Consider the following 22,123-nt stretch of genomic DNA (forward strand, 5'->3'; position numbering starts at 1 on the left):
TGTCACTGGGTGTAGTACCAGAACTCAGGCTCGAAGCCCTGGAACGCGTCCTGACCGGAGTCGTGGAAGTTCTTCGCCACAGCCCACGGCCAGATGTTGTTGTGCATCCAGATCAGCGGCAGGGAGATGCTCGAGGCGTAGGCCTCGTAGTCGTACCACGCCTGGGGGTCGCTGCTCTTGATGGTCTTGGCCACCGCGGCGTCGAACTTCGGGTCCGAGAAGGAGAAGATGTTCGAACCCGCACCGGTGGTCAGCAGCGAGTCGGTCGTCGGCTGCAGGGAGAACACCCAGCCGCCGTACAGGATCGCGTCCCACTGGCAGCCGGCCGGGGTGCTCGTCGAGCAGCCGACCAGCTCGCCGCCCAGGGTGTTCTGGGTCTTGGTCACCACGTTGACGGCGATACCGGAGCCGGCGGCCGCCTGCTTGTAGGCCGCGAGCACGGTGTCCAGGGCCGGGTGGGCCGACGGGTACTCCAGCGTGAACTCGGCCTTGTCGCCGGCGTTGATGCCCGCGCCGCACTGGTTGTCACCGGTACCGGGGCTCTTGCAGGTCGCCGGGTTGGTCGACAGGTCCCAGCCGTGCGCCTGCATCAGGGACTTGGCCTCGGAGGGGTCGTACTTCGCCGCGGCGGCCTTGGCGGCCGGGGACAGCGTGTTGCCGTCCGGGTAGCCTGGGACGACGCCGGTCGTCGGGTAGCCCCAGCCGTGGTACGGGCCGTCGATGGCGCCCTGCTGGTCCATGTCGTCCTGCAGCGCCTTGGTGAAGTAGGCCTGCTTGAACAGGTTCCCGTGGGCCTTGGACCCGAAGTTCACCTGGTAGTAGCCGATCGAGTCGAGCAGCGCGCCCTTCTCGACGTTGTACCCGGCAGAGGCCAGCGGGTTGCCCGCCTGCAGGTCCTTGCCGTTGTACTGCGGGGTGTCGGCGCTGGGGTAGACGCCGATCTGCAGCGCGTTCGCGGCGCTGGAGCCGGCCTTCAGGGACGTCCACTCGGCGTCCGGGCTCTGGAAGGCCTCGAAGTCGACCTCGTCCAGGTAGGGCTTGTGCTCACCGGTGAACTTGGCGTTCGGGACGATGGAGAAGGCGCCGGAGGTGGCGTTGAAGTCCTTCAGGACCCACGGGCCGTCGACGATCTTCCACAGCGGGTTGCTGGCGAAGGTCTTGACGTCCTTGCCGGCCGTGTTCAGGTACTTGAAGACCGCGTCGCAGTCGGCCTGCAGCGTCGGGGACGTGAGGGTGTCCGTCGAGCACTTGCCCTTGGTTCCGTTGCCGTCGGTGACGTCCCAGGCCAGCGGCATCGGCGTGACCGTCTGCAAGGCGTTGCCGACGATGTAGTTCTGGTTGTACTGCTGGTCGAACGTGATGCTGATGCTCGAGTCCGAGACCGTCGTGGACTTGATGTTGTCCGGGAGGTAGTTCACGCCGGCGGCCTGGTTCGGCGGGCTGTAGTAGCCCGACTGCTTCTCCTCGGCCTTCAGCATGTTCAGCCAGAACTGGACGTCCTGGCCGGTGACCTTCTCACCGTTGCTCCAGCCCCACGTCGACTTCAGCGGGACCGTGACGGTCAGGCCGTCCGCGCTCCAGGTCGGCTTGTCCGCCGGACCCATGTCGTAGTTGACGGCCAGCTTGTCGTTCAGACCGACGAAGTACAGCGGGCGGTAGAAGAAGTACTGGAACTGGCCGGCGTTCGAGGTGCTCAGCTGGTCGCTGGTCATGAACGGCCAGATGGCGTCCGGGCTGGTCCCCGGAGCCCACTCCGCGACGTGCGCGACGCCGCCCTGCTTGGCCGGCGCGCTGGAACTGGTCGCCGTGGTGACCGGGTTCGTCGCGTTGTTGTCGCCGCTGCTCTTCTTCGAGCTGCCGCAGGCGGCGGCAGTCGCGACGACAGCGAGCACGCCCGCTATCGCCACGATTTTTCGGGTATTTCTGACGGCCATGGAGCCCTCCCCTTCGACGGAGCCGGCTCGGTGTGTGGATCCGGGCCGGTCGCGGTTTGTGAGCGCGCCCGACAGCACGACGAAGACAGGCAGTGGCGCCGAGGGTGGCTCACGACCACTCCTGCATACAGTGGCCTAACAAGGGGGGAAAAGCGATCACGGATCGGCAACAAAATCGATGTCAAATGACCTACGGACCTGCTACGGGCGTATGTCCGGGGGAATTAACAAGATCGATACCGATAGCCAAAGGATCTTCGTTTTTCAAGATCCTTTCGGCGTTACCGCAGGTAAACCGGCACTGCCGGAGACCCTGTCGATATCCACCTATTACCATCGGGGGAACCGTGCCGTAAAAGTATACGAACCCCCGCATCCTCTCCACCGGGGCCCGGCAAGGGTCCGGCAAGGGATGAGGGGGTTCGAGGGAGGGGATGTCCCGAGGCGGGACACTTGTCCCTAAAGCATCCGCGAGGCCTCCACGGCCCAGTAGGTGAGGACCGACGTGGCCCCGGCCCGGCGCACGGAGGTCAGCATCTCCATGATGGTCCGCTCCCGGTCCAGCCAGCCGTTGGCGGCCGCGGCCTCGACCATCGAGTACTCGCCGGACACCTGGTAGGCGACCACCGGCACCTCGGACATGTCCGCCACCTGACGCACGATGTCCAGATAGGACATAGCGGGCTTGACCATGACCATGTCCGCGCCTTCCTCGATATCGAGGCGGACTTCGCGAAGGGATTCGCGGGCATTGGCCGGATCCTGCTGATAAGAACGCCGGTCACCCTGCAGGCTGGACTCCACGGCATCGCGGAACGGACCGAAGAAGGCACTGGCGTATTTCGCGGAATAGGCGAGGATGCCGGTGTCCTGCAAGCCCGCTTCGTCCAATGCGCGCCGGATATAGGCGACCTGTCCGTCCATCATCCCGCTCGGGCCGACCATATGTGCGCCGGCCTCTGCCTGCCGGACACCCATTTCCGCATAGCGTTCCAGGGTCGCGTCGTTGTCGACCGTGCCGTCTTCCCGGATCACTCCGCAATGTCCGTGATCGGTGAATTCATCCAGACACAGGTCCGACATGATCACGGTACGGTCCCCGACCTCGTCGCGGACCTCCGCGATGGCGCGCTGCAGGATCCCGTCCGGGTCGGTGCCGGCCGTGCCGTGCGCGTCCTTCTCCGCCGGGACGGCGAAGAGCATGACGCCGCCGATCCCCTCCGCGGCCGCCTCGGCCGCGGCCTTCCGCACCGACGCCAGGGTGTGCTGCAGGACGCCGGGCATCGACGCGATCGGCGTCGGCTCGCTCACCGTCTCCTTGACGAACAGCGGGAGGATGAAGTCGGCGGGATGCAGCCGGGTCTCGGCGGCGAGGCGGCGCATGGCCGCGGTGGTACGCAGGCGACGGGGGCGGTCCAGCGGGAAGCTCATACATTTGAGGGTACTCGCGGTTTTTCGGCCACGAGGCACGACTGCGTGCTCTGTGCGGAATCAGACACAGAGCACCCGGGATATCAAAAGAGCGCGGCGGCCGACTCAGTCGACGGCGTCGTCGTACTCCTCGTCCAGTTCCTCGTCGTCGACGATGTGCATGGCCGCCTCCTCCGCGGAGGCCGCGCCGCCGTCGATGCCGACGTCCTGCGCCGACAGATCGGCGTTGCCGCCGGAGTGCGACCCCTCGTCCGGCGCCATCAGCCGGCCCGAGCGCCGGCCGCCGACCTGGTCGCCCATCAGCTCGCCGTCGCCGCCGGCGTAGTCGCCGAGGCCGTCCCAGTCCTCCGGCAGGTCCGCGACGTCCGGCAGCTCCTCGGCCAGACGCTCGTCCATGGTCTCCGGATCGCGCAGCGCCATCGGCCGCTCCGGCGGCGAGTAGCCGGTGTCCAGCTCGTCCGGACCCGAGATCAACGTGTCGGAGCCGTCCAGCTGCTCCAGCGGGTCCTGGGCGTCCGGATCCGGCTGCGGCAGGTAGACGTCGTCCGCGAAGCCACTGCTCATGCGACTACCTGACCACTTCCGCCCCACGGGCGCAACTCATTGCCGCGAGGCTTCTCAGCGCGCGGAGCGCCGCCGTCCCCCGGGCCTGCGCTCGGAGGGCCGGTAGAGCGGTTCGCCCGCGCTCAGCGCGGAGACCCGGCGGGACTCGCCGAAGGCGGCCAGCGCGTCGGCCAGCGCGGTCACCGACGCCGAGGGCGCCATGACGTCCACGCGCAGTCCGTGTTCCTCCGCGGTCTTCGCGGTCTGCGGGCCGATGCACGCGATCACCGTCGCGGCGTGCGGCTTGCCGGCGATCCCGACCAGGTTGCGGACCGTGGAGGAGGAGGTGAACAGGACCGCGTCGAAGCCGCCGCCCTTGATCGCCTCGCGGACCTCGGCCGGCGGCGGCGCGGCGCGCACCGTCCGGTAGGCGGTCACGTCGTCCACCTCCCAGCCCAGCTCGATCAGGCCGGCGATCAGGGTGTCGGTCGCGATGTCCGCGCGCGGCAGGAAGACCCGCTCGATCGGGTCGAAGACCGGGTCGTAGGCCGGGAAGTCCTCCAGGAGCCCGGCCGCCGACTGCTCGCCGGAGGGCACCAGGTCCGGCTGCACGCCGAAGGCGACCAGCGCCTGCGCCGTGGCCTCGCCGACCGCCGCGACCTTTATCCCGGCGAACGCGCGGGCGTCCAGGCCGTACTCCTCGAACTTCTCGCGGATCGCCTTCACAGCGTTCTGCGACGTGAACGCGACCCACTCGTAGCGGCCGGTCACCAGGCCCTTGACCGCGCGCTCCATCTGCTGCGGGGTGCGCGGCGGCTCCACGGCGATGGTCGGCACCTCGTGCGACACCGCGCCGTAGGTGCGCAGCCGGTGGGACAGCCCCTCGGCCTGCTCCTTGGTGCGCGGCACCAGGACCTTCCAGCCGAACAGCGGCTTGGTCTCGTACCAGGACAGCGCGGCCCGGTCGGCGACGGCGGCGCCGACCACCACGACCACCTCGCCGCCGGCCGCGATCAGCGCGGAGGCCTCGATCGCGACCCGGGCCAGGGTGGAGACCACGGTGCGCTGGGTGGTCATCGAGCCGTCGGCGGTCACCGCGACCGGGGTGGTCGCCTTGGCCAGACCGGTGGCCTGCAGGGCAGCCGCGGCCGCCTCCAGCAGGTGCGCCGGGCCCACCATCACCAGGGTCTCGTGCGCGCCGAGCGGTCCGGCACCGGGCTTGCCCGCGGAGTCCGCGACGTCGGCCAGCGAACGGATCCGAACGCCGCCCTGGCCCGAGGAACGGCCCAGCGGGATGCCGGCGTACAGCGGGACCGCGGTGGAGACCGCGACGCCCGGGACTATCTCGTAGACCACGCCGGCCTTGGCGCACAGCGCGGCCTCGGCCGCGACCACGCCCGACAGGCCCGGGTCCCCGGAGGTCAGCCGGACCACGCGGCGGCCGGCGGCGACCTCGGCGAGCAGGTTCTTCATCCGCGAGGCCGGGGTCAGCGAGACCGTCGCGTCCCCGAGCTCGCCCAGCTCGCCCCGCTCGTTCTCGGCCACCGGCACCAAGGTGGCGTCCGGGTTCAGGTGTGGCGCCAGCCGCTCCAGCAGCACGGCCTCGGCGGCGATCACGTCAGCGCCCCGCAGCAGCGCCACGGCGCGCAGGGTCAGCAGCTCCGGGTCACCCGGGCCGGCACCGACGAAGGCCAGCAGCGCCGTCGTCGCACAGGAATCGAGCGCAGAGGCCGAACCTCGCTGTGTAGTCGTCACCATGCCTGCCTCACCCCCACCGTCCGTCTTGTCATTTTGCGCGGAAACCCCCGGCGCGCCGCCTACAGCGCCCTCCAGGACTTCGAGCACCTTCACCATCTCCGTCACGCGCCGGCCTCCATGAGCTCGGCCGCGCCCTCGGCGAGCAGTGCCTCGGCGACCCGGCGTCCCAGTGCTTCGGGCTCATCGACTTCACCGGTCCGGGAAAGCCGCAGGCCGCGGGACCCGCTGACGGTAGCAACCACTCCGGTCAACGACAAAACGTTGTCATCCAAGGCGATCGCGTGGCCACCCACCGGAGCCGAGCAGCCGGCCTCCAGCACCGCCAGCATCGTGCGCTCGGCGACCACCGCGGCGCGGGTGGCCGGATCGTCCAGGACCGCCAGCACGCCGGCCAGGTCCGGGTCCGCGCACTCCACGGCCAGCGCGCCCTGCCCCGGCGAGGGCAGCATCACGTCCGGTCCGAGGACCTCGGTCGCCTCCTCGGCGCGGCCCAGCCGCTGCAGGCCGGCCAGCGCCACCACGACCGCGTCCAGGTTGCCGGTGCGCACGTGGTTCACGCGTGTGTCGACGTTGCCGCGGATCGGCACGACCTCCAGGTCCGGCCGGATCATCTTCAGCAGCGCCATCCGCCGCGCCGCGCCGGTCCCGACCTTCGCGCCGGCCGGCAGGTCGGCCAGTTTCAGGCCGTCCCGCGCCACCAGCGCGTCGTTCACCGCCGCGCGCTCGGTCACCGCCGCCAGGTGCAGCCCGACAGGTGCCGCGGTCGGCAGGTCCTTCAGCGAGTGCACCGCGAAGTCGACGGTGCCGGCGTACAGCGCGTCCCGCAGAGCGTTGACGAACACGCCGGTACCGCCGATGACGGACAGCGCCTCGCGCGAGGTGTCTCCGTACGTGGTCACGTGGACGAGCTCCACGGGGCGCCCGGTGGCCGCGGTCAACGCCTCGGCGACCATCCCGGACTGGGCCAGGGCCAGGGCGCTGGCCCGGGTACCCAGCCGCAACGCCCGATCAGGACCGGGGGAAGGCGACCCTTGGTCGCCCGGACTCCCGCTCATGCTGACACCTCATTCGTCGTGCCCGCGGCGTTCGCCGCGCTGACGGCCTCCACCGAGGCCGGATCGAGGCCGAAGAGCTCACGCAGCGCCTCGGCGTAGGAGGACCCGCCGGGAGCGCCGGCGAGTTGTTTCACGCGCACCGTCGGCACGTGAAGAAGCTTGTCGACCACCCGCCGCACGGTCTGCTCGACCTCGGCGCGGTCCTTGTCGCTCAGGCCCGGGGTCTTGCCCCGCAGCCGGTCCAGCTCGGCCCGGACCACATCGGCGGCCATCACCCGCAGCGCCGCGACGGTGGGCGCGACGGCCTCCGCCCGCTGCGCGGCAGCGTATGCCTCGACCTCGCCGAGCACCAGGTCGCGGACCGCGCCTATCTCCTGGGCGGCGCCGGCGGCCTGCGCGCTGCCGTCCTCGGCGACCCGCTCCAGGTCCACGACGTGCACGCCGGCCAGGTCCCGGACCGCCGGATCGACGTCGCGCGGCAGCGCCAGGTCGACCAGCGCCACCGGGTGGCTGTGCGCGGCGCGGTTCAGCATCTCGCCGCTGATCACGTAGCCCGGCGCGCCGGTGCAGGCGACCACCAGGTCGGCCTCCCCCAGCGTCGGCACGATCTCCGCCAACGGCACCGCGACGCCGCCGTACTGCGCCGCCAGATGATCGGCGCGCTCCTGAGTCCGATTCGCCACGACCATATGACGAACCCCGGCCCGATTCAGTGACGCGGCCGCCAGCGCGGCCATCGAACCGGCGCCGATGATCAGCACCCGCAGATCGTCGGGGCCCTGGACCCCGAGCGCCTGGTAGGCGGCGTCCAGCGCGACCGAGACCACCGACTGCCCGGCCCGGTCCAGGCCGGTCTCGCTGTGCGCGCGCTTGCCGACGCGCAGCGCCTGCTGCATCGCGTCGTTCAGCGCGCGCCCGGCGGTGCCGTGCTCCTGGGCGGTGGCCAGGGCGGTGCGGATCTGGCCGAGGATCTGCGGCTCGCCGACCACCATCGAGTCCAGGCCGCAGGCCACGGTGAACAGGTGCTGCACCGCGCGGCCGTCGTAGTGCACGTACAGGTGCTGCGTCAGCTCGGCCGGCTCCACGCCGGTGTGCAGCGACAGCAGTTCGGTGATCTCGGTCACCGCGGCGTGGAACTTGTCGACGCCGGCGTAGACCTCGATGCGGTTGCAGGTGGCCAGGGCCGCGGCCTCGTGCACGTTCGGGGACGCGGCGAGGTCGGCCAGGAGTTTGCCGGTGCGCTCGGTGCTCAGGGCCGCGCGCTCCAGAAGCGCGTGCGGTGCGGACCGGTGGGACAGTCCTACGGCTAGAAGGCTCACGAGGGGATCCCGGTGTCGATCAAGGAGTCGAGGGCTGGACGGCCGGAGGAGGAGGCCTTGGAGGATCCGCCGGCGGTCTTCCCGCCGCCGTCGGACTCCGCCGGCTCGCTCCCGGCCTGCGGCAGCGCGTGCCCGCCCTTGCGCTGCTCGTGGAAGGCGAGGATCTGCAGCTCGATGGACAGGTCCACCTTGCGCACGTCCACGCCCTCGGGCACGTTCAAGACCACCGGCGCGAAGTTCAGGATCGAGGTGATCCCGGCCGCGACCAGACGGTCGGCGACGGGCTGGGCGGCGGCTGCCGGAGTCGAGATCACGAAGATCGAGATTCCAAGGCCGCGGATCGCCGATTCCAGTTCGTCCGCATGCCGGACGCGCACCCCGGCCACCACCGAGCCGGTGAGGGCGGGGTCGGCGTCGAACAGGGCCGCCACCCGGAAGCCGCGGGAGGCGAACCCCCCGTAGTTGGCCAGCGCGTGGCCCAGGTTGCCGATGCCGATGATGGCCACGGCCCAGTCCTGGGTCAGGCCCAGCTCGCGGGAGATCTGGTAGACGAGGAAGGAGACCTCGTAACCGACCCCGCGCGTCCCGTAGGAGCCCAGGTAGGAGAAGTCCTTGCGGAGCTTGGCGGAATTGACCCCGGCCGAGGTCGCCAGCTCCTCGCTGGAGACCGTGATGATCCCCCGCTCCTGCATGCTGATCAAGGCCCGCAGGTAGACCGGCAGCCGCGCGACGGTGGCCTCCGGGATGCCCTGCCGGTGGGAGCGCAGCGAGGAACCGTTGCCGGAACGGGAGTCCGAACCGGTGCCGCCCGACGCGTTGCTGCTCGTGCTGGCCACGCTGCTCCTCATCGCGCTCGCGCCCGGCGTTGCCGTCGTGCTGTGGATCTGCATAATCCTGGCCGCACCGGTCTCAGGCCCGAAAAGCGGTGCCCTGGCCACGACGGCCGTGGAGGCGTCCGCGCAGTGCTTGCGCGCTTGTTCCTCCTGCCATGCACGATAGGCGTTTGTGAACGCACGCACAAAGTCTCGTGGGTCACCCGGGGCCGAGATGTCCCAATTGTCAGCACAACTGAAGGCCGAATAGTTACCAAACCGGGCACGCCAGTGCTGTGGATCACTCTGCTCCAGAGCTTTCTCCGCCCCGGCGCGGCCCGGCGCTCAGCCCTTCGCGGCCTGTCCGATCGCCTTGCGGAGCCGATCGGCGTCGACCCGCCAGAAGTCGTGTCGCGCGCCGTTCACCAAAGTGACGGGGATCTGTTCCCAGTATTCGGCTTTCAGCGCCGGGTCGAAATCCTCGGCGGTGATGTCGAGCTCCTCGACGTCGGCACCGGTCTGGGCGGCGACCGCGAGCACGGTCGCGCGCGCGTCGTCGCACAAGTGGCACCCCGGCTTGCCGACGAGGGTCACGGTCACGGGGGCGCCGCCGGAGCGCTTGAAGAGTCTCATCACAGCAAAAGCCTACGGAGAACACGCACACGACATCTAACAGTCACGCAGGGGGCTTAGGCTTGGCACCATGGGCACCGAGACTGCTGGGCGCACTGTGACTGCCGGGCGCACTGTGCACTCCGCGGCGTTCTTCGACCTGGACAACACCTTGGTCCAGGGCGCGTCCCTGTTCCACCTCGCCCGCGGCCTGACCGCGCACGGCATGGTGACCAAGCGCGAGATCGCCGGCCACGCCCTGCGCCAGGTGCGCTTCCGGGTCTTCGGCGAGCAGTCCGGGCTGCTGGACGACGTCCAGGAACACGCGCTGGACTTCGTCAAGGGCCACGAGGTGGCCCGCATGGAGAAGATCTGCGAGGCGGTCTTCGACGACTACCTGGCCGACAAGATCTGGCCCGGCACCCGCGCCCTGAGCGAGGCGCACCTGCTCAACGGCAAAGAGGTGTGGCTGGTCACCGCCGCGCCGATCGAGCTGGCCCAGGTGATCGCCCGGCAGCTCGGGCTCACTGGCGCGCTGGCCACCCAGCCCGAGGCGGTCCAGGGCGTCTACACCGGCCGCATCGCCGGCCCGCTGCTGCACGGCCCGGACAAGGCCCGCCAGGTCGCCCGACTCGCCCGGGAACGCGGTCTGGACCTGGCGCACAGCTACGCCTACAGCGACTCGGCGAACGACCTGCCGCTGCTGTCTCTGGTGGGGCACCCGGTGGCGGTGAACCCCGACCGCGCCCTGCGGCGACACGCGCGGCATCACGACTGGGCGATCGTCGACTACCGGACCACCCGGCGCGCGCGGCCCGGTCTGCCGGTCGCCGGTGCCGCGGCCGCGGTGGGCGCGGTGGCCGCCGGCGCCGCGGCGGCCGCGGTGCACTGGGCCGGCGAGCGTGACTGACGGCGACTGAGAGCTACGGCTCGTCACCGTCCGTCGATCGAGGTGCGCATGCCCTCCGACCTCCCGAAGGTCCCCTGCGCAACCCTTGCACGAGACCCCTCGAAGTCCTCTAAAGTCCTCCGGACACACGTGGTCCAGTGAGCGGACCTAAACCGGACTTCCTGTACAAGAGGGCGTTTCCTGTGGGTGTAATAGCCGGAATCACCCGCACGGGTCCACCCTGATTCCGTACGATGGGGAACCCTACGATCGGTGATCGGAGCGGAACACTCTGCTACTAAGGGTTTCTCAATGAGCTACAAGGCCAGCTGAACCAGGCCCGCTATAGAACCGAGCCACGGGAGACACGTGTACCGGGACAACTTCGGACTCAACGGATACAGCGCGAAGGTGGGTGGCGACCCGTTCGCCCGCACCGGCTCGCTGTCCACGCAGGTGCTGTCCACGCACGTACCGATGCCGATGCCGACGCCGGCGCCGCTGCTGGACCGCCAGGAGCGCGGCCTGCTCATGCTGCGCGAGGCCATCCGGGTCGTGGCAGGCGACGGCGGCGGGCGCGGCGCGCACGCCGCGGGCACCCGGTCGGGAAGCGGCGCCCGCCACGGCGGGGGCTCGGGCACCGCGGACCGCGCCGGCGGCCCGGTCGCCGGCGACGGCGAGTCCGAGGCGATGGTGCACCTGGTCCGCCAGGCCCAGGAGGGCAGCGCCGACGCCTTCGGCGAGCTCTACCGCATCTACTGCGACACGGTCTTCCGGTACATCTACTACCGCGTGTCGACCCGCGCCCTGGCCGAGGACCTCACCAGCGAGACCTTCGTGCGCGCGCTGCGCCGCATCACCACCTTCAGCTGGCAGGGCCGGGACTTCGGGGCCTGGCTGGTGACCATCGCCCGCAACCTGGTGGCCGACCACTTCAAGTCCAGCCGCCACCGCATGGAGGTCTCCACCGGCGAGATGCTCGACTCCAACGAGGTCGAGGCGTCCCCGGAGGACTCGGTGCTGGAGCACCTGTCCAACGAGGCCCTGTTGGACGCCGTCCACCGGCTCAACGACCAACAGCGGGAGTGTGTCACGCTCCGTTTCTTACAAGGACTCTCCGTAGCGGAGACGGCCGACATCATGGGCAAGAACGAGGGCGCGATCAAGACGCTCCAGTACCGCGCGGTGCGCACGCTTGCGCGACTCCTGCCGGCCGAAGCCCTCTAATACTCCTAAACCAGGACCACCCGTATGCGGGACACGCCGTAACCCCCAAACTGGGACGGTCGTTTTCCCAGTAGCGGTCCAACAACTCACTCTGAAGGGTGAATGGGGGGCCGAAAGACATGCCGGTGGAAGCCGGGGGCACAACCTTTGTCGTCTGTCGGTGTCTAACACTGCGGCGAGCATCGTCACCTACTGACGAAGGCGGCGGTGGGCGACGGGTGGGGCTTCCCTGCGAACGGGACAGGAAGGATGACACATGGCCGCAGCATTCGGCGAGCGCCAGCGGGCCGAGCAGTTCGCCAGGCTGCTTGACGGTCTCGACGGCTCGCGGGACGGCGGCTCGGGTGTCGCCACGCTCATCCCGCCCCAGAAGGCCGACCCCGAGCTCACAGCGATGCTGCGGGTGGTCGAGAGCGTCATCGACGAGGGCCGCGCGCACGCGCCCACGGTGCGCCCGGCGTTCCGCGAACAGCTCGGTGCCCGCCTGCACCGCGACTTCCTGGTCCTGTTCAACGCGGACGTGGACGGCGGACCCGGCGACGGCGACGTGCTGGTGCGCGGCCGCACCCCGTGGCGGCGCCGGCTGATCGGCGGCGGCGTGGCGTTCGGCGTGCTGTCCGGGGGCCTGGGCGGCGTGGCGTGGGCGGCATCCAGCGCACTGCCCGGCGACCCGCTGTACGGCGTCAAGCGCAGCCTGGAGAACATGCGGGTCTCGGTCTCCGGCTCCGACCTGGAGCGCGGCGAGCAGTACCTGGGGCAGGCCAAGACCCGCCTGGAGGAGATCCACAAGCTGCTGGGCCGGCATGACTCGAACGTGGACGGCTCCGACTCCAGCAAGCTCATCGCCGAGACCACGGACAACCTGTACAAGGACGTCGACAGCGCCGGGCAGCTGCTGGCCCCGCTGGCCGAGTCCGGCGACACCGAGGCGCTGACCAACCTGCAGAACTTCCTGACCGTCTACCAGCCGCAGGTCCAGGACCTGGAGACGCTGCTGTCGCCGGACACGCAGGACGAGGCGCGGCGCGTGGTGGCGCTGATGGACTCGCTGGACGCCCGGCTGACCACCGCCCAGGCGAACCTGGCCAGGCAGCGGGCCGCCCAGCAGCACCCGACCGGCTCGGACACCGGCGCGCACCGCGGCGGCGCCCTGCCGTCCACGCCGATGCCGACCGGGACGCCCTCCTCGCACCCGGCGCCGGGCCAGCACACCCCGAGCCCGGGCGGCCCGACCGGCACCGACTCCGCGGGCCCGACGACGGCGCCCAGCGCCAGCCCCTCCAGCGACCCGTCGAGCGTGCACGTCTCGGTGCCGATCGGCTCCAGCGGCACCACGCTGAGCGTGCCGCCGCTGATCAGCGGGCTGCCGCCGATCGGGATCACGCTCGGGAACACGGCGCCGGCCACCGGGCCGACCACCGGCGGGCCGCCGAACACCGACCCGAACCCGAACTAGACCGCCGGGCGGGCTGCGGGGTCGAAGACGTGATGAGCGGCCGGGCGCGATGCGCACCCGGCCGCTTCGTGTTTTCCCTGTTCCCGGTGGTCAGCTCGTCGAGACCGGCAGCTCAGGGCGCCCAGAGCGCCCTGAGCGCCCTGAGCGCCACTCCTTGAGCACGGCCAGACCGGCGACCAGCACCAGCGCGCAGCCGAGGAAGGCCAGCGGGATCTGGTCGCCGCCGCCATACACCGGACGCGCCGCGGCCCGGATGAAGACCGGCACGAGTGCGGCGACGGCGACCACGGCGAGCGCCACCGGCCAGACCGCGGACCGGTAGGCCATGATGCCGACGGCGGCCGCCCCGAGCGCGGCCAGGACCATGGCGTGGCGGTTCTCCGTGGTTCCGAGCGCCTGCAAGGCCCAGAAAGCCTTCATCAACGGCTCTCGATGTCCCTTGTAGTACCAGAAGGCGACACCGGCCGCGGTGAGCATCGAGACGATGCCGGGGACGACCACCGGCCGGGCGCGGACCCCGCGCACCGCGAACAGCGCGGCGGTCACGATGCCCGCGAGCAGCACTTCCTCCTGAAGCACTCTCTCTGTCCCGTCGCTCAGCGACAACGAGACCAGGAACACCCCCAGGGCCAGCGTCCTGGCGGCCCGCCACCAGCCGACGGTGATCAGCGCCAGGACCAGCAGCCAGAGTGCCGGTACTTCGGCCTCGAAGATGCTGCGCTGATAGTTGGGGGCGTACTTCACCACCGTCGGGTCCGTCCAGTCCCAGTAGGCGAAGGGGCTGTCCCGGACCGGCGCCAGGTACATGGCCAGCTGGGCCAGGCCCATGAACGCCAGCAGCGCGGTTCCGGCGATCGCCACGGCCCGCACCATCTCGCCGGCCCGTGTACTCGCCGGGGAACCGCCGTCGACGGCGGAGCCCAGCCGGACCCGCATCCCGAGCCGCGCCAGGCTCAGCGCCTCCCGGAGCTCGGGCCACCGGCGCCCCTCCGCCGCGCCGTCCATCAACGCACTGAGGAGCTCCTCCTCCCGCGCGGCTCTATAGGACTTCGGCAGTATGCGCAGAAGCCCCCTATAGCGTCGCTCCAACTGTTCGCCGCTCATGCCGTCCCTCCCAGGGACGCACGCGGCACCCCCCGTTTCCGCAGCCGCTCGAGCGCCACCGCCGCCTGCCGCGCGAGCCGCTCCGCCTCGCCGGCGAGCACCTGCGCGCCGGCGTCGGTGAGGCGGTAGTAGCGGCGCAGGCGGCCCGAGACCGTCTCCTCGCGGTCCAGGACCAGCAGGCCCTCGCCGGACAGCCGGTCCAGTGCGCCGTAGAGCGTGCCCACGCGCAACTCGGTCCGGCCGTCCGACAAGCGGGCGACCTCCTGGATGATCCCGTATCCGTGCAGCGGTCCGTCGACGAGCGCGGTCAGGATCTGGAACGTCTGCTCCGTCCGGCTACTCGATGAACTCATGGTCGATATATATCGGCTGCCGAGCTATCGGGGCAAGCCCCGCGGCCAGCCCGGCCGCCCCGCCGACCAGGACCACGGTGCGCACCCCGAGGCCGGCCAGTTCGTCCAGCAGCGAGGCCTCGTCGGCGAGCAGGACCGCCACCGGGCCGTCCTCGCCGCGTCCGCGCCCGCCGACCGGCTCCCTCCCGGGCTCGGTTTCCGGCTCCATTCCCGACTCCAACGCCGGCTCCACCCCCGGCACAGACCGCGCCACCTGGCGCGGCACCGGCAGAAGCGCCCCGGCGCCGAACAGCTGGATCCAGCCGGGCACGTCGGCGGACTTCACCTGCACCCGGACCCGCTCGAAGGCCGCGGCGTCCAGGCCGCCGTAGCCGTGGCGCAGCACCCCGTCGTGCACGCCCTCGGACACGATCAGTCCCACCGACGCCGCGCTGTGCTCCAGCGCCTCGCGCAGCGGCCGGGCGTCGACCAGGCGGAAGGCCAGGTTGACGTCGTACCCGGCGTAGCCGTGCGCGTCGTGGTGCACCTCTCCGGCGTGCACCACCACGCGCAGCCGGAAACGCTGCCGCGCGCTGCGCTTGGCGTTGCCGCGCTCGAGCAGTTCGGCCAGCCGCGCCGGCATCCGGCCGAGCAGCAGGACCTTGGAGACCTCCGCCGAGACGAAGATCAGCACACCGTCGCCCCGGTCCTCCCGCACGGTCTGCCGCCACGGGATTCCGGAATCCTCGAATGCGTCGCGCAGCGTCTCGTAAAGCGCGGCGCGAATAGCCAGTTGATCGACGTTGTCCCTGTCCGGCCGCGTGAACGAGACCACGTCCACGACGACGATCGACCGGTGGGTGGGCAGATTGGTGACGGCTTGGGGAAGTGGCTGGTGGCTGATCGGTTGCGCATACCGCCCGTGGAAGCTGCGTGGTGTCCTACCAGCGCGACTACGCGGTTCCAGCGACGGATTCATGAGAACAGGTCCTTGATGACGACCCTCCGTGCCCCCCGACATGTATCGCAAGATACTCCGATGCGCAAGATCTCCGCACCAGCTATTTTACTAGTGCGGAAACGGATCCGTTAAGCATTAAAGCTATCGGCCGGCACTGACAAAAACCGGCCTCGAAGGACCCGCACATGCGGTTTCACGAAGTCACAAGTACGCGGTGCGAACTGCGCCCGGGGCGCGGCACCGGCCGGCGGCCCCGAAAAAGCCGGGAGAGCGTTGCCGGATAGTTATCAGTCGGCTACGCGACCGTTTTGCGCGACCTCGCGCAGGGCCTTTTCATCGAGCACGACGATGCGCTGCCGCGCGCTGCGGATGACGCCGGCCTCGCGGAGCGTGCGCAGGGAGCGGGCCAGGGCGGGCACGCTGACCCCGGCCCAGCACGCGACCTCCTCCTGGGTGAACACAGGACGGTCCTGCCCGGAGTCGGCGTAGGAGTGGATCTCCAGGAGCTTGTCGGCGACCGCGCCGAGCGCGACGGAGCCGTGCAGCTGGGTGCGGTGCCGGTCGGCGTCATGGAGGCGTTCGGCCAGAGTGCGGAGCAGCGCCCGGGCTATGGAGGGGGTGCGCTCCGCGAGGTCCATGAAGGCCTCGCCGCTCATCCCCCGCGCCTCGACGGTACTGCGGGCCCTGACGGTGGCGCTGCGCGGCCGCTCGGACAGGCTGGCCAGCTCCCCCACCACGTCCCCGGGCCCGCGGACCGCGAGGATCCGGGTGGCCCCGACGGTGCTGTGCTGGATCACCGAAACCCACCCGGACTGGATGAAGAACACCCGATGGGTGTCCTCCCCCTCGCCGGTCAGCGAATCCCCGGCCCGGAACACCTGGTAGACGGTCCGCGAGCGGATCTCCTCGGCTGCCATAGCGTCGAGGAGATCCCAGAACCGCCAACCGTCTTCGTCACGCACCATTCCCCGCAAACTAGCCGAGCCCGGCCCGTAGGCAAAGCTCGGCCTGAGGAACAGCACCCGGCGTGCACAAGAATGTGCCCCCGTGACCCCCGTGTACCCCCCGGCATCCCCCACGGATCCCGAGTCCCCCGTGACCCCCCGGCCGCGCCCGCAGCTCCCCCCGGAGCTTCCCCCCTCCGCAGGCGCGACGCGGACTATCCTCGGGTTTTCCCTCGGGGTAAACCACGTCATCTGATAGGCACGGGACACCGTGCCGTGTGTCCGCGATCACAGCAGGTCGAGACTCTTCAGAAGGACACCGGTTTTCAGAAGAACACCGGTTTTCAGAAGAACACCGACCGGCGCTGCAACAGCAGCCGGTACAGCGTGTCCTGGATCGTCTCCCGCACCTGGTCGGTCAGGTCGAAGACGAGCATCGGGTCGTCGGCGGCGCCGGCGTCGTACCCGGTGGTGGCGATCGGCTCGCCGAAGGCGATGTGCCACTTCGTCGGCAGCGGCACCAGGCCGAGCGGGCCGAGCAGCGGGAAGGTCGGGGTGATCGGGAAGTACGGCAGCCCGATCAGGCGGGCCAGCGGCTTGAGGTCCGCGATCTTGGGATAGATCTCCTCGGCGCCGACGATGGACACCGGGATGATCGGCACGCCGGTGCGCAGCGCCGCCGAGACGAAGCCGCCGCGGCCGAAGCGCTGGAGCCGGTAGCGCTGTGAGAAGGGCTTGCCGACGCCCTTGAAGCCCTCCGGGAACACCGCCACGACCTCGCCGCCGCGCAGCAGGCGCTCGGCGTCGGGGTTGCAGGCCAGGGTGTGGCCCATTTTGCGGGCCAGCTCACCCACGAACGGCAGCGTGAAGACCAGGTCGGCGGCCAGCATGCGCAGGTGGCGGCGGGCCGGGTGGTGGTCTAGGAGCGCCACCTGGGTCATCAGCGCGTCCACCGGGACCGTGCCGGAGTGGTTCGCCACTATCAGGGCGCCGCCCTCGGACGGGACGTTCTCGATGCCGGAGACCTCGACGCGGAAGTACTTGTCGTAGAGCGGGCGCAGGGCGCCCATCAGGAGGTTGTCGTTGAGGTCCGGGTCGAAGCCGAACTCGTCGACCTCGTAGTCGCCGGTGACCCGGCGGCGCAGGAACGCCACGGCGCCAGCCGCCTTGGCCTCCCAGCCGCCTGAGGGGTGCTGGGCGTGCTCCGGGGCGTGCTCCGACGCTTGGGCTTGCTCCGACGCTTGCTCCGGGGCTAGCTCCGAGGCGTGTTCTGGAGCGTGCTCTGGAGCGGCATCCGCCTCGGACCGGTCCGCCACCTCAGTACCCCTTCGTCCAGCCGGGCACGACCGGCTTCAGGCCGGCGGCCTCGGCGTGCGCCCGTAGCGCCTCGGCGGTGGTGTGCCCCGGCTCCCAGCCCAGGCGCTCCTTGACCCGCGCGGTGTCCAGGACCCGGCCGTAGCGGACCATCGCCACCTGGTCGGGCGTGAAGTCGACGATGCCGGCCCGGCGGATCACGCCGCCGAAGAAGCCGGCGCCGAAGGACAGCACCGGGATGGTCGGGCGGCCCAGGCGGCGGGTGATCTGGGACAGCGGCATGGCGCCGTCGCCGGCCACGTTGTAGGTGCCCGGGTGCCCGCCCAGCGTGGCCAGCACCAGGGCCCGGACCGCGTCGGCGAGGTGCACGAACTGCAGGCGCGGGTCGTAGCCCAGCACCGTGGGCACCACCGGCAGGGTGAGGTAGTCCAGCAGCGGGGAGGCCACGCCGGGACCGGCGAACGGCGCGAAGCGCAGCACGGACACCGCCACGTCGGGGCGGCGCCGGGCGAAACCGCGGACGTACCCCTCGGCCTCCGCCACGTCCTTGCCGTAGCCGGAGGTCGGCGGCAGGTGCGGCGGTGTGTCCTCGGCGAACAGGGCCGGGTCGCGGGGCGCGCATCCGTAGACCGCGCCGCTGGACTTGACGACCAGCCGCTTCAGCCCCGGCGCCCGAGAGGCGGCGGCCAGCAGTTGCATGGTCCCGATGACGTTGCGTTCCTTCATCGCCGCCCGGCCGCCGGCCCGCGAGGGCAGGGGCTCCAGGCCCAGGTGGACCACGGTGTCGGGGTCCGTCTCGGCGATGAGGCGGGCGATAGCGGGGGAGCCGGAGGCGTCGGCCCCGTCGGCGCCCGCGACGAAGCGGACGCGGCCTTGCTCACGCAGGGCCTCGACGACGGACCGTCCCAGACGGCTGTCCGCACCGATCACGAGCACGCGACGGCCGCCGGACGGCTTGCCGTCCGCCCGAGTCCGACCCGCTGCTGCCATCGTCGCGGCCAACCCCCGACGCGCCGGCGCTACTTCTTCTTGTTGCGACGCTGGATGCGCGTCTTCTTGAGCAGCTTGCGGTGCTTCTTCTTGGCCATACGCTTACGGCGCTTCTTGATGACTGAGCCCACTCGGGTGCCCTCGCTCACTTGTGACAGGGATTCGCGACTGGCCCAGAGTACCTGGTCGTCCGGTCCCGCCACCAAACGCCCGTCGGCGCAGGGTCCCACGGACCCGCGGCGCAAGTCCGGCTGAAGGTTTCGGGGCCCTAAAGAGTGTCCGCCACGTAGGCGTCGCGCAGGTATTCCTGCACGGCTTGTTCGGGGACCCGGAAGGAGCGGCCCACCCGGACCGCGGGCAGTTCCCCGCTGTGCACCAAGCGGTACACCGTCATCTTGGACACCCGCATGACCTGGGCGACTTCGGCGACCGTGAGGAACTTGACCTCGGAGAGCCGCGCGGCGTCGCCGCCCGTGCGAGCGCTCCCGTGCATGTCGGATATCTCAGAAGCCATGTTATGAGGATAGGGGTGGATGATACATATGGGGAAGAGGATGCGGCATTCGTGTGATTTGCGGACTGTTACACCTGGGGTGGCCCGCTTACCCGCTGTGGGCCGCCGCACACGTCCCGGCGCGCCCGCCGCGTCCTGTTCCGGCCATCCTCAAGCGTCCCTCAGGCGCTCCCGACGCTCCGGCGCCCTATAAGCCGGCCCGAGCGAGTACGTACCGTGACATAGGCGTGTAGTGCCGGGGCGCGATGCCGTCGTCGAGCGGCACCGCCACCTGCACCACGCCCTCGGCCTCCCCGACGAACAGCGCCGGGTCGTTGGAGTCGGCGAACCCGATCGCGTCGATCCCGGCCTGCCCCGCCCCGCCGCACCAGCCGTGGTCGGCCACCACCAGGTCCGGCAGCGGCTCGCCGTCCCCGGCCAGCGACGCCAGCGCGGCCCGGATGGGCCGCGCGGAGTGCGTGTGCACCAGCGACCCGCCCTCGGCCGTCACCCCCACCCCGCCGAAGTAGGCGATGGACCGGCGCTTGCGCCCGACCTGCGCCGAGGCCTGATACGACCAGCCGGCGCCGGCCTCTATCACCTCGCACCCGGCCTCGCGCAGCCCGGCGGCGAAGGCCAGGTGCACGGCCAGCAGGGTGCTGGGATGCCCGGTGGCCAGCAGGACCCGCTGCCGCCGCTCGCGCGCCAGCCCGAGCCGGTCGGCGAACCGGTCCAGGCCGTCCAGCGTGCGGTCGACGTCGATGTGGTCCTGTCCCGAGCGATACTTCGGGTCCGCGGACACCCCGGCGCGGTCGGCCATCAGCTTCACGACGTCGCTCTGCGTCCACACCCGCTCCGGCTCCAGCCCGAACAGGTGGTACGGATCCCGCTCGGCGAACATCGCGTACTTGCGGAGGTTGTCCTCCCGCGGAGTCGCCACGGCACCGGCGATGCGGTGCGTCAGCAGGTGGTCCCGGAGTTCGTCGCGAGCGGGGGCGGCGGTCATAGGGAAAAAGTAACCCGGCTACACGTACCGCCGCCGCTCGTTGTGCCTACATCACATGTACGGCACCTATTCGGTCCGCAGAGCCACCACCGGATCGAGCCTTCCGGCCCGCCGCGCGGGCATCACCCCGAAGAACACCCCCACCGCGGCGGACACCCCGAACGCCAGCACGATCGACCACCACGCCAGGACCGCGGGCAGCGGTGTGAAGGCGGACAGTATGTAAGACACGCCTATACCGAGCCCGATCCCTATGACGCCGCCGATGCTCGTCAGCATCACGGCCTCCAGGAGGAACTGCGCCAGGATGTCGCGCTGGCGCGCGCCGAGCGCCTTGCGCAGCCCGATCTCCTTGGTCCGCTCCCGGACCGAGACCAGCATGATGTTGGACACCCCGACCCCGCCGACCAGCAGCGAGATGCCGGCGATCGCGGCCAGCACCAGGGTGAGCAGCGACAGGATCTTGCCGATGGTGCCGAGGATCTCGGTCTGGGACACCGCGGTGAACTCGTCGCCCCGGTACTTCTGTTTCAGCGCGTCGACCATCTTGGCGCCGGTGGCGTCCACGTCACCGGGGCTGTCGGCCTTGGTGGCGAAGCCTGAGATGGTCTGCATGCCGAACAGCCGCTGCGCGGCGGTGACCGGGATGTGCACCTCGCTGTCCGGACTCAGGCCGAAGGCACCGCCCTTGGCCTGGAAGAGCCCGATCACCCGGAACTCGACGCCGCCCATGTCCACCTGGCGGCCGATGGGATCGGTGTTCGGGAACAGCGCGGCGGCGGCGTCGGGGCCCAGGACGATCACCCGGCGCGCGGTGGCGATGTCGGCCTTGGAGACGTACCGCCCCTCGGCGACCGGCCGGTCGAAGACGTCGACGACGTTCGCCGTGGTCCCCTGCACCGTCGCGTAGAAGGTGTTGGTCCCGGCGCGCAGGTTCTCGGCCGACGCCAAAGAGACGGCGACGGCGTCGGGCCGTCCGAGCACCCGGTCCAGGTAGTCGGCGTCGGAGAGCTGGAGCCGGGAGATGGCCGGGGAGGTGCCGAGCTGGAACTTGCCGGGCGCGACGAACACGATGTTCGAGCCCAGACCCTCCACCTCGGAGGTGACCAGCTGCTTCGCGCCGCCGCCGATCGCGACCAGGACGACCACCGCGGCGACGCCGATCACCACGCCGAGCATGGTCAGCAGGGAGCGCAGGCGGTTGGCACGCAGGGCGTCGAAGGCGACGCGGAAGGATTCGGTGACTCTCATGAGGACTCCGGTGCTTCCGCTGTGCCCTCTATAAGGCCGTCCCTCACCCGGATGATCCTTCGGGCGCGCGCCGCGATATCAGCCTCGTGGGTCACCAGGACGACCGCGACTCCGCGTTCCTTGTTGAGCCGTTCCAGGATCCCCATCACCTCATCGCCGTTGACGGTGTCGAGGTTCCCTGTGGGTTCGTCCGCTAGAAGTAGTGCGGGTTCCCCTACTAGCGCTCGCGCTATAGCGACGCGCTGCTGTTCTCCGCCGGACATCTGCGTGGGCCGGTGCCCTATGCGGTGCCCCAGGTTCACGGCCTCCAGTGCCTCGGCTGCACGCCTTCTGCGTTCCGCCCTGCGTACTCCTCTATAGACGAGAGGCAGTGCGACGTTGTCCAAGGCTGTGGTCCGTGCCAGAAGCTGGAACGCCTGGAAGACGAACCCGATCGTCTGGTTCCTGAGTTCGGCCAGCTCGCTGTCGTCCAGCGTGCCGACATCGCGGCCCCGGACCAGGAGGGTGCCGGAGGTCGGCCGGTCCAGGCAGCCGAGCAGGTGCATCAGCGTGGACTTCCCGGAGCCGGACGGTCCGATGATCGCCGCGTAGTCGCCCTCTTCGATGGTCAGGGAGACGCCGCGCAGGGCGTCCACGGTGACGCCGTCCATGCTGTACGACCGAGTGACGTCTACCGCCTCTATTTCGGCCAT

General features: G+C 70.4%; 22 protein-coding genes. 3 read left to right on the forward strand and 19 right to left on the reverse strand.

Going from position 1 to position 22,123, the window contains the following annotated elements; translation table 11 throughout:
* Positions 1 to 2 precede the first annotated feature (2 nt).
* The 8 genes from ABH926_RS40080 to ABH926_RS40115 form a co-directional block, all read right to left on the reverse strand.
* A complete protein-coding gene (locus ABH926_RS40080; protein ID WP_370371390.1) occupies positions 3 to 1,934 on the reverse strand; it encodes an ABC transporter substrate-binding protein in 1,932 nt (643 codons plus the stop codon).
* A gap of 459 nt (positions 1,935 to 2,393) precedes the next feature.
* Positions 2,394 to 3,365, reverse strand: a complete 972-nt coding sequence (gene hemB, locus ABH926_RS40085; RefSeq protein ID WP_370371392.1) for a porphobilinogen synthase — start codon at positions 3,363 to 3,365, stop codon at positions 2,394 to 2,396.
* Between the two features lie 105 nt (positions 3,366 to 3,470).
* On the reverse strand, positions 3,471 to 3,929 hold the full coding sequence (locus ABH926_RS40090) for a DUF5709 domain-containing protein (protein WP_370371394.1): 459 nt from the start codon (positions 3,927 to 3,929) through the stop codon (positions 3,471 to 3,473).
* 54 nt (positions 3,930 to 3,983) lie between these two features.
* Positions 3,984 to 5,762: a uroporphyrinogen-III synthase gene (locus ABH926_RS40095; protein ID WP_370371573.1), complete on the reverse strand. Its 1,779-nt coding sequence runs from the start codon at positions 5,760 to 5,762 to the stop codon at positions 3,984 to 3,986.
* 5 nt (positions 5,763 to 5,767) lie between these two features.
* Positions 5,768 to 6,721 (reverse strand): hydroxymethylbilane synthase, encoded by a 954-nt coding sequence (hemC, locus tag ABH926_RS40100; RefSeq protein ID WP_370371395.1) that lies wholly within the window; start codon positions 6,719 to 6,721, stop codon positions 5,768 to 5,770.
* Positions 6,718 to 8,040, reverse strand: a complete 1,323-nt coding sequence (locus ABH926_RS40105) for a glutamyl-tRNA reductase (RefSeq protein WP_370371396.1) — start codon at positions 8,038 to 8,040, stop codon at positions 6,718 to 6,720. Before ABH926_RS40105 ends, hemC begins: the two co-directional genes overlap by 4 nt.
* Complete coding sequence (locus ABH926_RS40110; protein ID WP_370371575.1) at positions 8,037 to 8,807, reverse strand: redox-sensing transcriptional repressor Rex; 771 nt, start codon at positions 8,805 to 8,807, stop codon at positions 8,037 to 8,039. The genes ABH926_RS40105 and ABH926_RS40110 overlap by 4 nt, the downstream gene beginning before the upstream one ends.
* A gap of 390 nt (positions 8,808 to 9,197) precedes the next feature.
* The gene (locus ABH926_RS40115) at positions 9,198 to 9,485 is read right to left on the reverse strand and encodes a glutaredoxin family protein (protein WP_370371576.1); all 288 of its coding nucleotides are present in this window, start codon (positions 9,483 to 9,485) and stop codon (positions 9,198 to 9,200) included.
* Between the two features lie 70 nt (positions 9,486 to 9,555).
* Here ABH926_RS40115 and ABH926_RS40120 point away from each other — a divergent pair, with 70 nt between their 5' ends.
* From ABH926_RS40120 to ABH926_RS40130, 3 genes are all read left to right on the forward strand, one after another.
* Complete coding sequence (locus ABH926_RS40120; RefSeq protein ID WP_370371398.1) at positions 9,556 to 10,374, forward strand: HAD family hydrolase; 819 nt, start codon at positions 9,556 to 9,558, stop codon at positions 10,372 to 10,374.
* 348 nt (positions 10,375 to 10,722) lie between these two features.
* On the forward strand, positions 10,723 to 11,580 hold the full coding sequence (locus ABH926_RS40125; protein WP_370371400.1) for an ECF subfamily RNA polymerase sigma factor, BldN family: 858 nt from the start codon (positions 10,723 to 10,725) through the stop codon (positions 11,578 to 11,580).
* Between the two features lie 256 nt (positions 11,581 to 11,836).
* Positions 11,837 to 13,036: a DUF5667 domain-containing protein gene (locus tag ABH926_RS40130; protein ID WP_370371402.1), complete on the forward strand. Its 1,200-nt coding sequence runs from the start codon at positions 11,837 to 11,839 to the stop codon at positions 13,034 to 13,036.
* A 90-nt stretch (positions 13,037 to 13,126) separates the two neighbouring features.
* Here the strand turns inward: ABH926_RS40130 and ABH926_RS40135 are convergent, their stop codons facing one another.
* The 11 genes from ABH926_RS40135 to ABH926_RS40185 form a co-directional block, all read right to left on the reverse strand.
* A complete protein-coding gene (locus ABH926_RS40135) occupies positions 13,127 to 14,140 on the reverse strand; it encodes a hypothetical protein (protein ID WP_370371403.1) in 1,014 nt (337 codons plus the stop codon).
* On the reverse strand, positions 14,137 to 14,493 hold the full coding sequence (locus ABH926_RS40140; protein WP_370371405.1) for a PadR family transcriptional regulator: 357 nt from the start codon (positions 14,491 to 14,493) through the stop codon (positions 14,137 to 14,139). Before ABH926_RS40140 ends, ABH926_RS40135 begins: the two co-directional genes overlap by 4 nt.
* Complete coding sequence (locus ABH926_RS40145; protein ID WP_370371407.1) at positions 14,477 to 15,313, reverse strand: hypothetical protein; 837 nt, start codon at positions 15,311 to 15,313, stop codon at positions 14,477 to 14,479. Before ABH926_RS40145 ends, ABH926_RS40140 begins: the two co-directional genes overlap by 17 nt.
* A 407-nt stretch (positions 15,314 to 15,720) precedes the next feature.
* Positions 15,721 to 16,398: a Crp/Fnr family transcriptional regulator gene (locus ABH926_RS40150; RefSeq protein ID WP_370371409.1), complete on the reverse strand. Its 678-nt coding sequence runs from the start codon at positions 16,396 to 16,398 to the stop codon at positions 15,721 to 15,723.
* A gap of 323 nt (positions 16,399 to 16,721) precedes the next feature.
* Positions 16,722 to 17,693 (reverse strand): lysophospholipid acyltransferase family protein, encoded by a 972-nt coding sequence (locus ABH926_RS40155; RefSeq protein WP_370371410.1) that lies wholly within the window; start codon positions 17,691 to 17,693, stop codon positions 16,722 to 16,724.
* Position 17,694: 1 nt separating this feature from the next.
* On the reverse strand, positions 17,695 to 18,681 hold the full coding sequence (locus ABH926_RS40160; RefSeq protein WP_370371411.1) for an NAD-dependent epimerase/dehydratase family protein: 987 nt from the start codon (positions 18,679 to 18,681) through the stop codon (positions 17,695 to 17,697).
* 29 nt (positions 18,682 to 18,710) lie between these two features.
* The gene (locus tag ABH926_RS40165; protein WP_015796886.1) at positions 18,711 to 18,812 is read right to left on the reverse strand and encodes a 30S ribosomal protein bS22; all 102 of its coding nucleotides are present in this window, start codon (positions 18,810 to 18,812) and stop codon (positions 18,711 to 18,713) included.
* 137 nt (positions 18,813 to 18,949) lie between these two features.
* Entirely contained in the window at positions 18,950 to 19,174 is a 225-nt protein-coding gene (locus tag ABH926_RS40170; RefSeq protein ID WP_015796887.1) for a helix-turn-helix domain-containing protein, read from the reverse strand.
* Between the two features lie 208 nt (positions 19,175 to 19,382).
* Complete coding sequence (locus ABH926_RS40175) at positions 19,383 to 20,180, reverse strand: phosphatase (protein WP_370371413.1); 798 nt, start codon at positions 20,178 to 20,180, stop codon at positions 19,383 to 19,385.
* A gap of 66 nt (positions 20,181 to 20,246) precedes the next feature.
* Positions 20,247 to 21,431 carry an ABC transporter permease gene (locus ABH926_RS40180; RefSeq protein ID WP_370371415.1) on the reverse strand — a complete coding sequence of 395 codons (1,185 nt, stop codon included), beginning with the start codon at positions 21,429 to 21,431 and terminating at the stop codon, positions 20,247 to 20,249.
* Positions 21,428 to 22,123, reverse strand: coding sequence for an ABC transporter ATP-binding protein (locus ABH926_RS40185; RefSeq protein WP_370371417.1), 696 nt, complete (start codon positions 22,121 to 22,123; stop codon positions 21,428 to 21,430). The genes ABH926_RS40180 and ABH926_RS40185 overlap by 4 nt, the downstream gene beginning before the upstream one ends.

Source organism: Catenulispora sp. GP43 (assembly GCF_041260665.1).
In the GTDB taxonomy this organism is placed as follows: domain Bacteria; phylum Actinomycetota; class Actinomycetes; order Streptomycetales; family Catenulisporaceae; genus Catenulispora.

Bases quoted from the DNA above. Each gene is read 5' to 3' on its own strand.
- ABH926_RS40080 (WP_370371390.1), bottom strand. From the start codon at position 1,934: ATGGCCGTCAGAAATACCCGAAAAATCGTGGCGATAGCGGGCGTGCTC.
- hemB (WP_370371392.1), bottom strand. From the start codon at position 3,365: ATGAGCTTCCCGCTGGACCGCCCCCGTCGCCTGCGTACCACCGCGGCC.
- ABH926_RS40090 (WP_370371394.1), bottom strand. From the start codon at position 3,929: ATGAGCAGTGGCTTCGCGGACGACGTCTACCTGCCGCAGCCGGATCCG.
- ABH926_RS40095 (WP_370371573.1), bottom strand. From the start codon at position 5,762: ATGGTGAAGGTGCTCGAAGTCCTGGAGGGCGCTGTAGGCGGCGCGCCG.
- hemC (WP_370371395.1), bottom strand. From the start codon at position 6,721: ATGAGCGGGAGTCCGGGCGACCAAGGGTCGCCTTCCCCCGGTCCTGAT.
- ABH926_RS40115 (WP_370371576.1), bottom strand. From the start codon at position 9,485: ATGAGACTCTTCAAGCGCTCCGGCGGCGCCCCCGTGACCGTGACCCTC.
- ABH926_RS40120 (WP_370371398.1), top strand. From the start codon at position 9,556: ATGGGCACCGAGACTGCTGGGCGCACTGTGACTGCCGGGCGCACTGTG.
- ABH926_RS40130 (WP_370371402.1), top strand. From the start codon at position 11,837: ATGGCCGCAGCATTCGGCGAGCGCCAGCGGGCCGAGCAGTTCGCCAGG.
- ABH926_RS40135 (WP_370371403.1), bottom strand. From the start codon at position 14,140: ATGAGCGGCGAACAGTTGGAGCGACGCTATAGGGGGCTTCTGCGCATA.
- ABH926_RS40140 (WP_370371405.1), bottom strand. From the start codon at position 14,493: ATGAGTTCATCGAGTAGCCGGACGGAGCAGACGTTCCAGATCCTGACC.
- ABH926_RS40150 (WP_370371409.1), bottom strand. From the start codon at position 16,398: ATGGTGCGTGACGAAGACGGTTGGCGGTTCTGGGATCTCCTCGACGCT.
- ABH926_RS40160 (WP_370371411.1), bottom strand. From the start codon at position 18,681: ATGGCAGCAGCGGGTCGGACTCGGGCGGACGGCAAGCCGTCCGGCGGC.
- ABH926_RS40170 (WP_015796887.1), bottom strand. From the start codon at position 19,174: ATGCACGGGAGCGCTCGCACGGGCGGCGACGCCGCGCGGCTCTCCGAG.
- ABH926_RS40175 (WP_370371413.1), bottom strand. From the start codon at position 20,180: ATGACCGCCGCCCCCGCTCGCGACGAACTCCGGGACCACCTGCTGACG.
- ABH926_RS40180 (WP_370371415.1), bottom strand. From the start codon at position 21,431: ATGAGAGTCACCGAATCCTTCCGCGTCGCCTTCGACGCCCTGCGTGCC.
- ABH926_RS40185 (WP_370371417.1), bottom strand. From the start codon at position 22,123: ATGGCCGAAATAGAGGCGGTAGACGTCACTCGGTCGTACAGCATGGAC.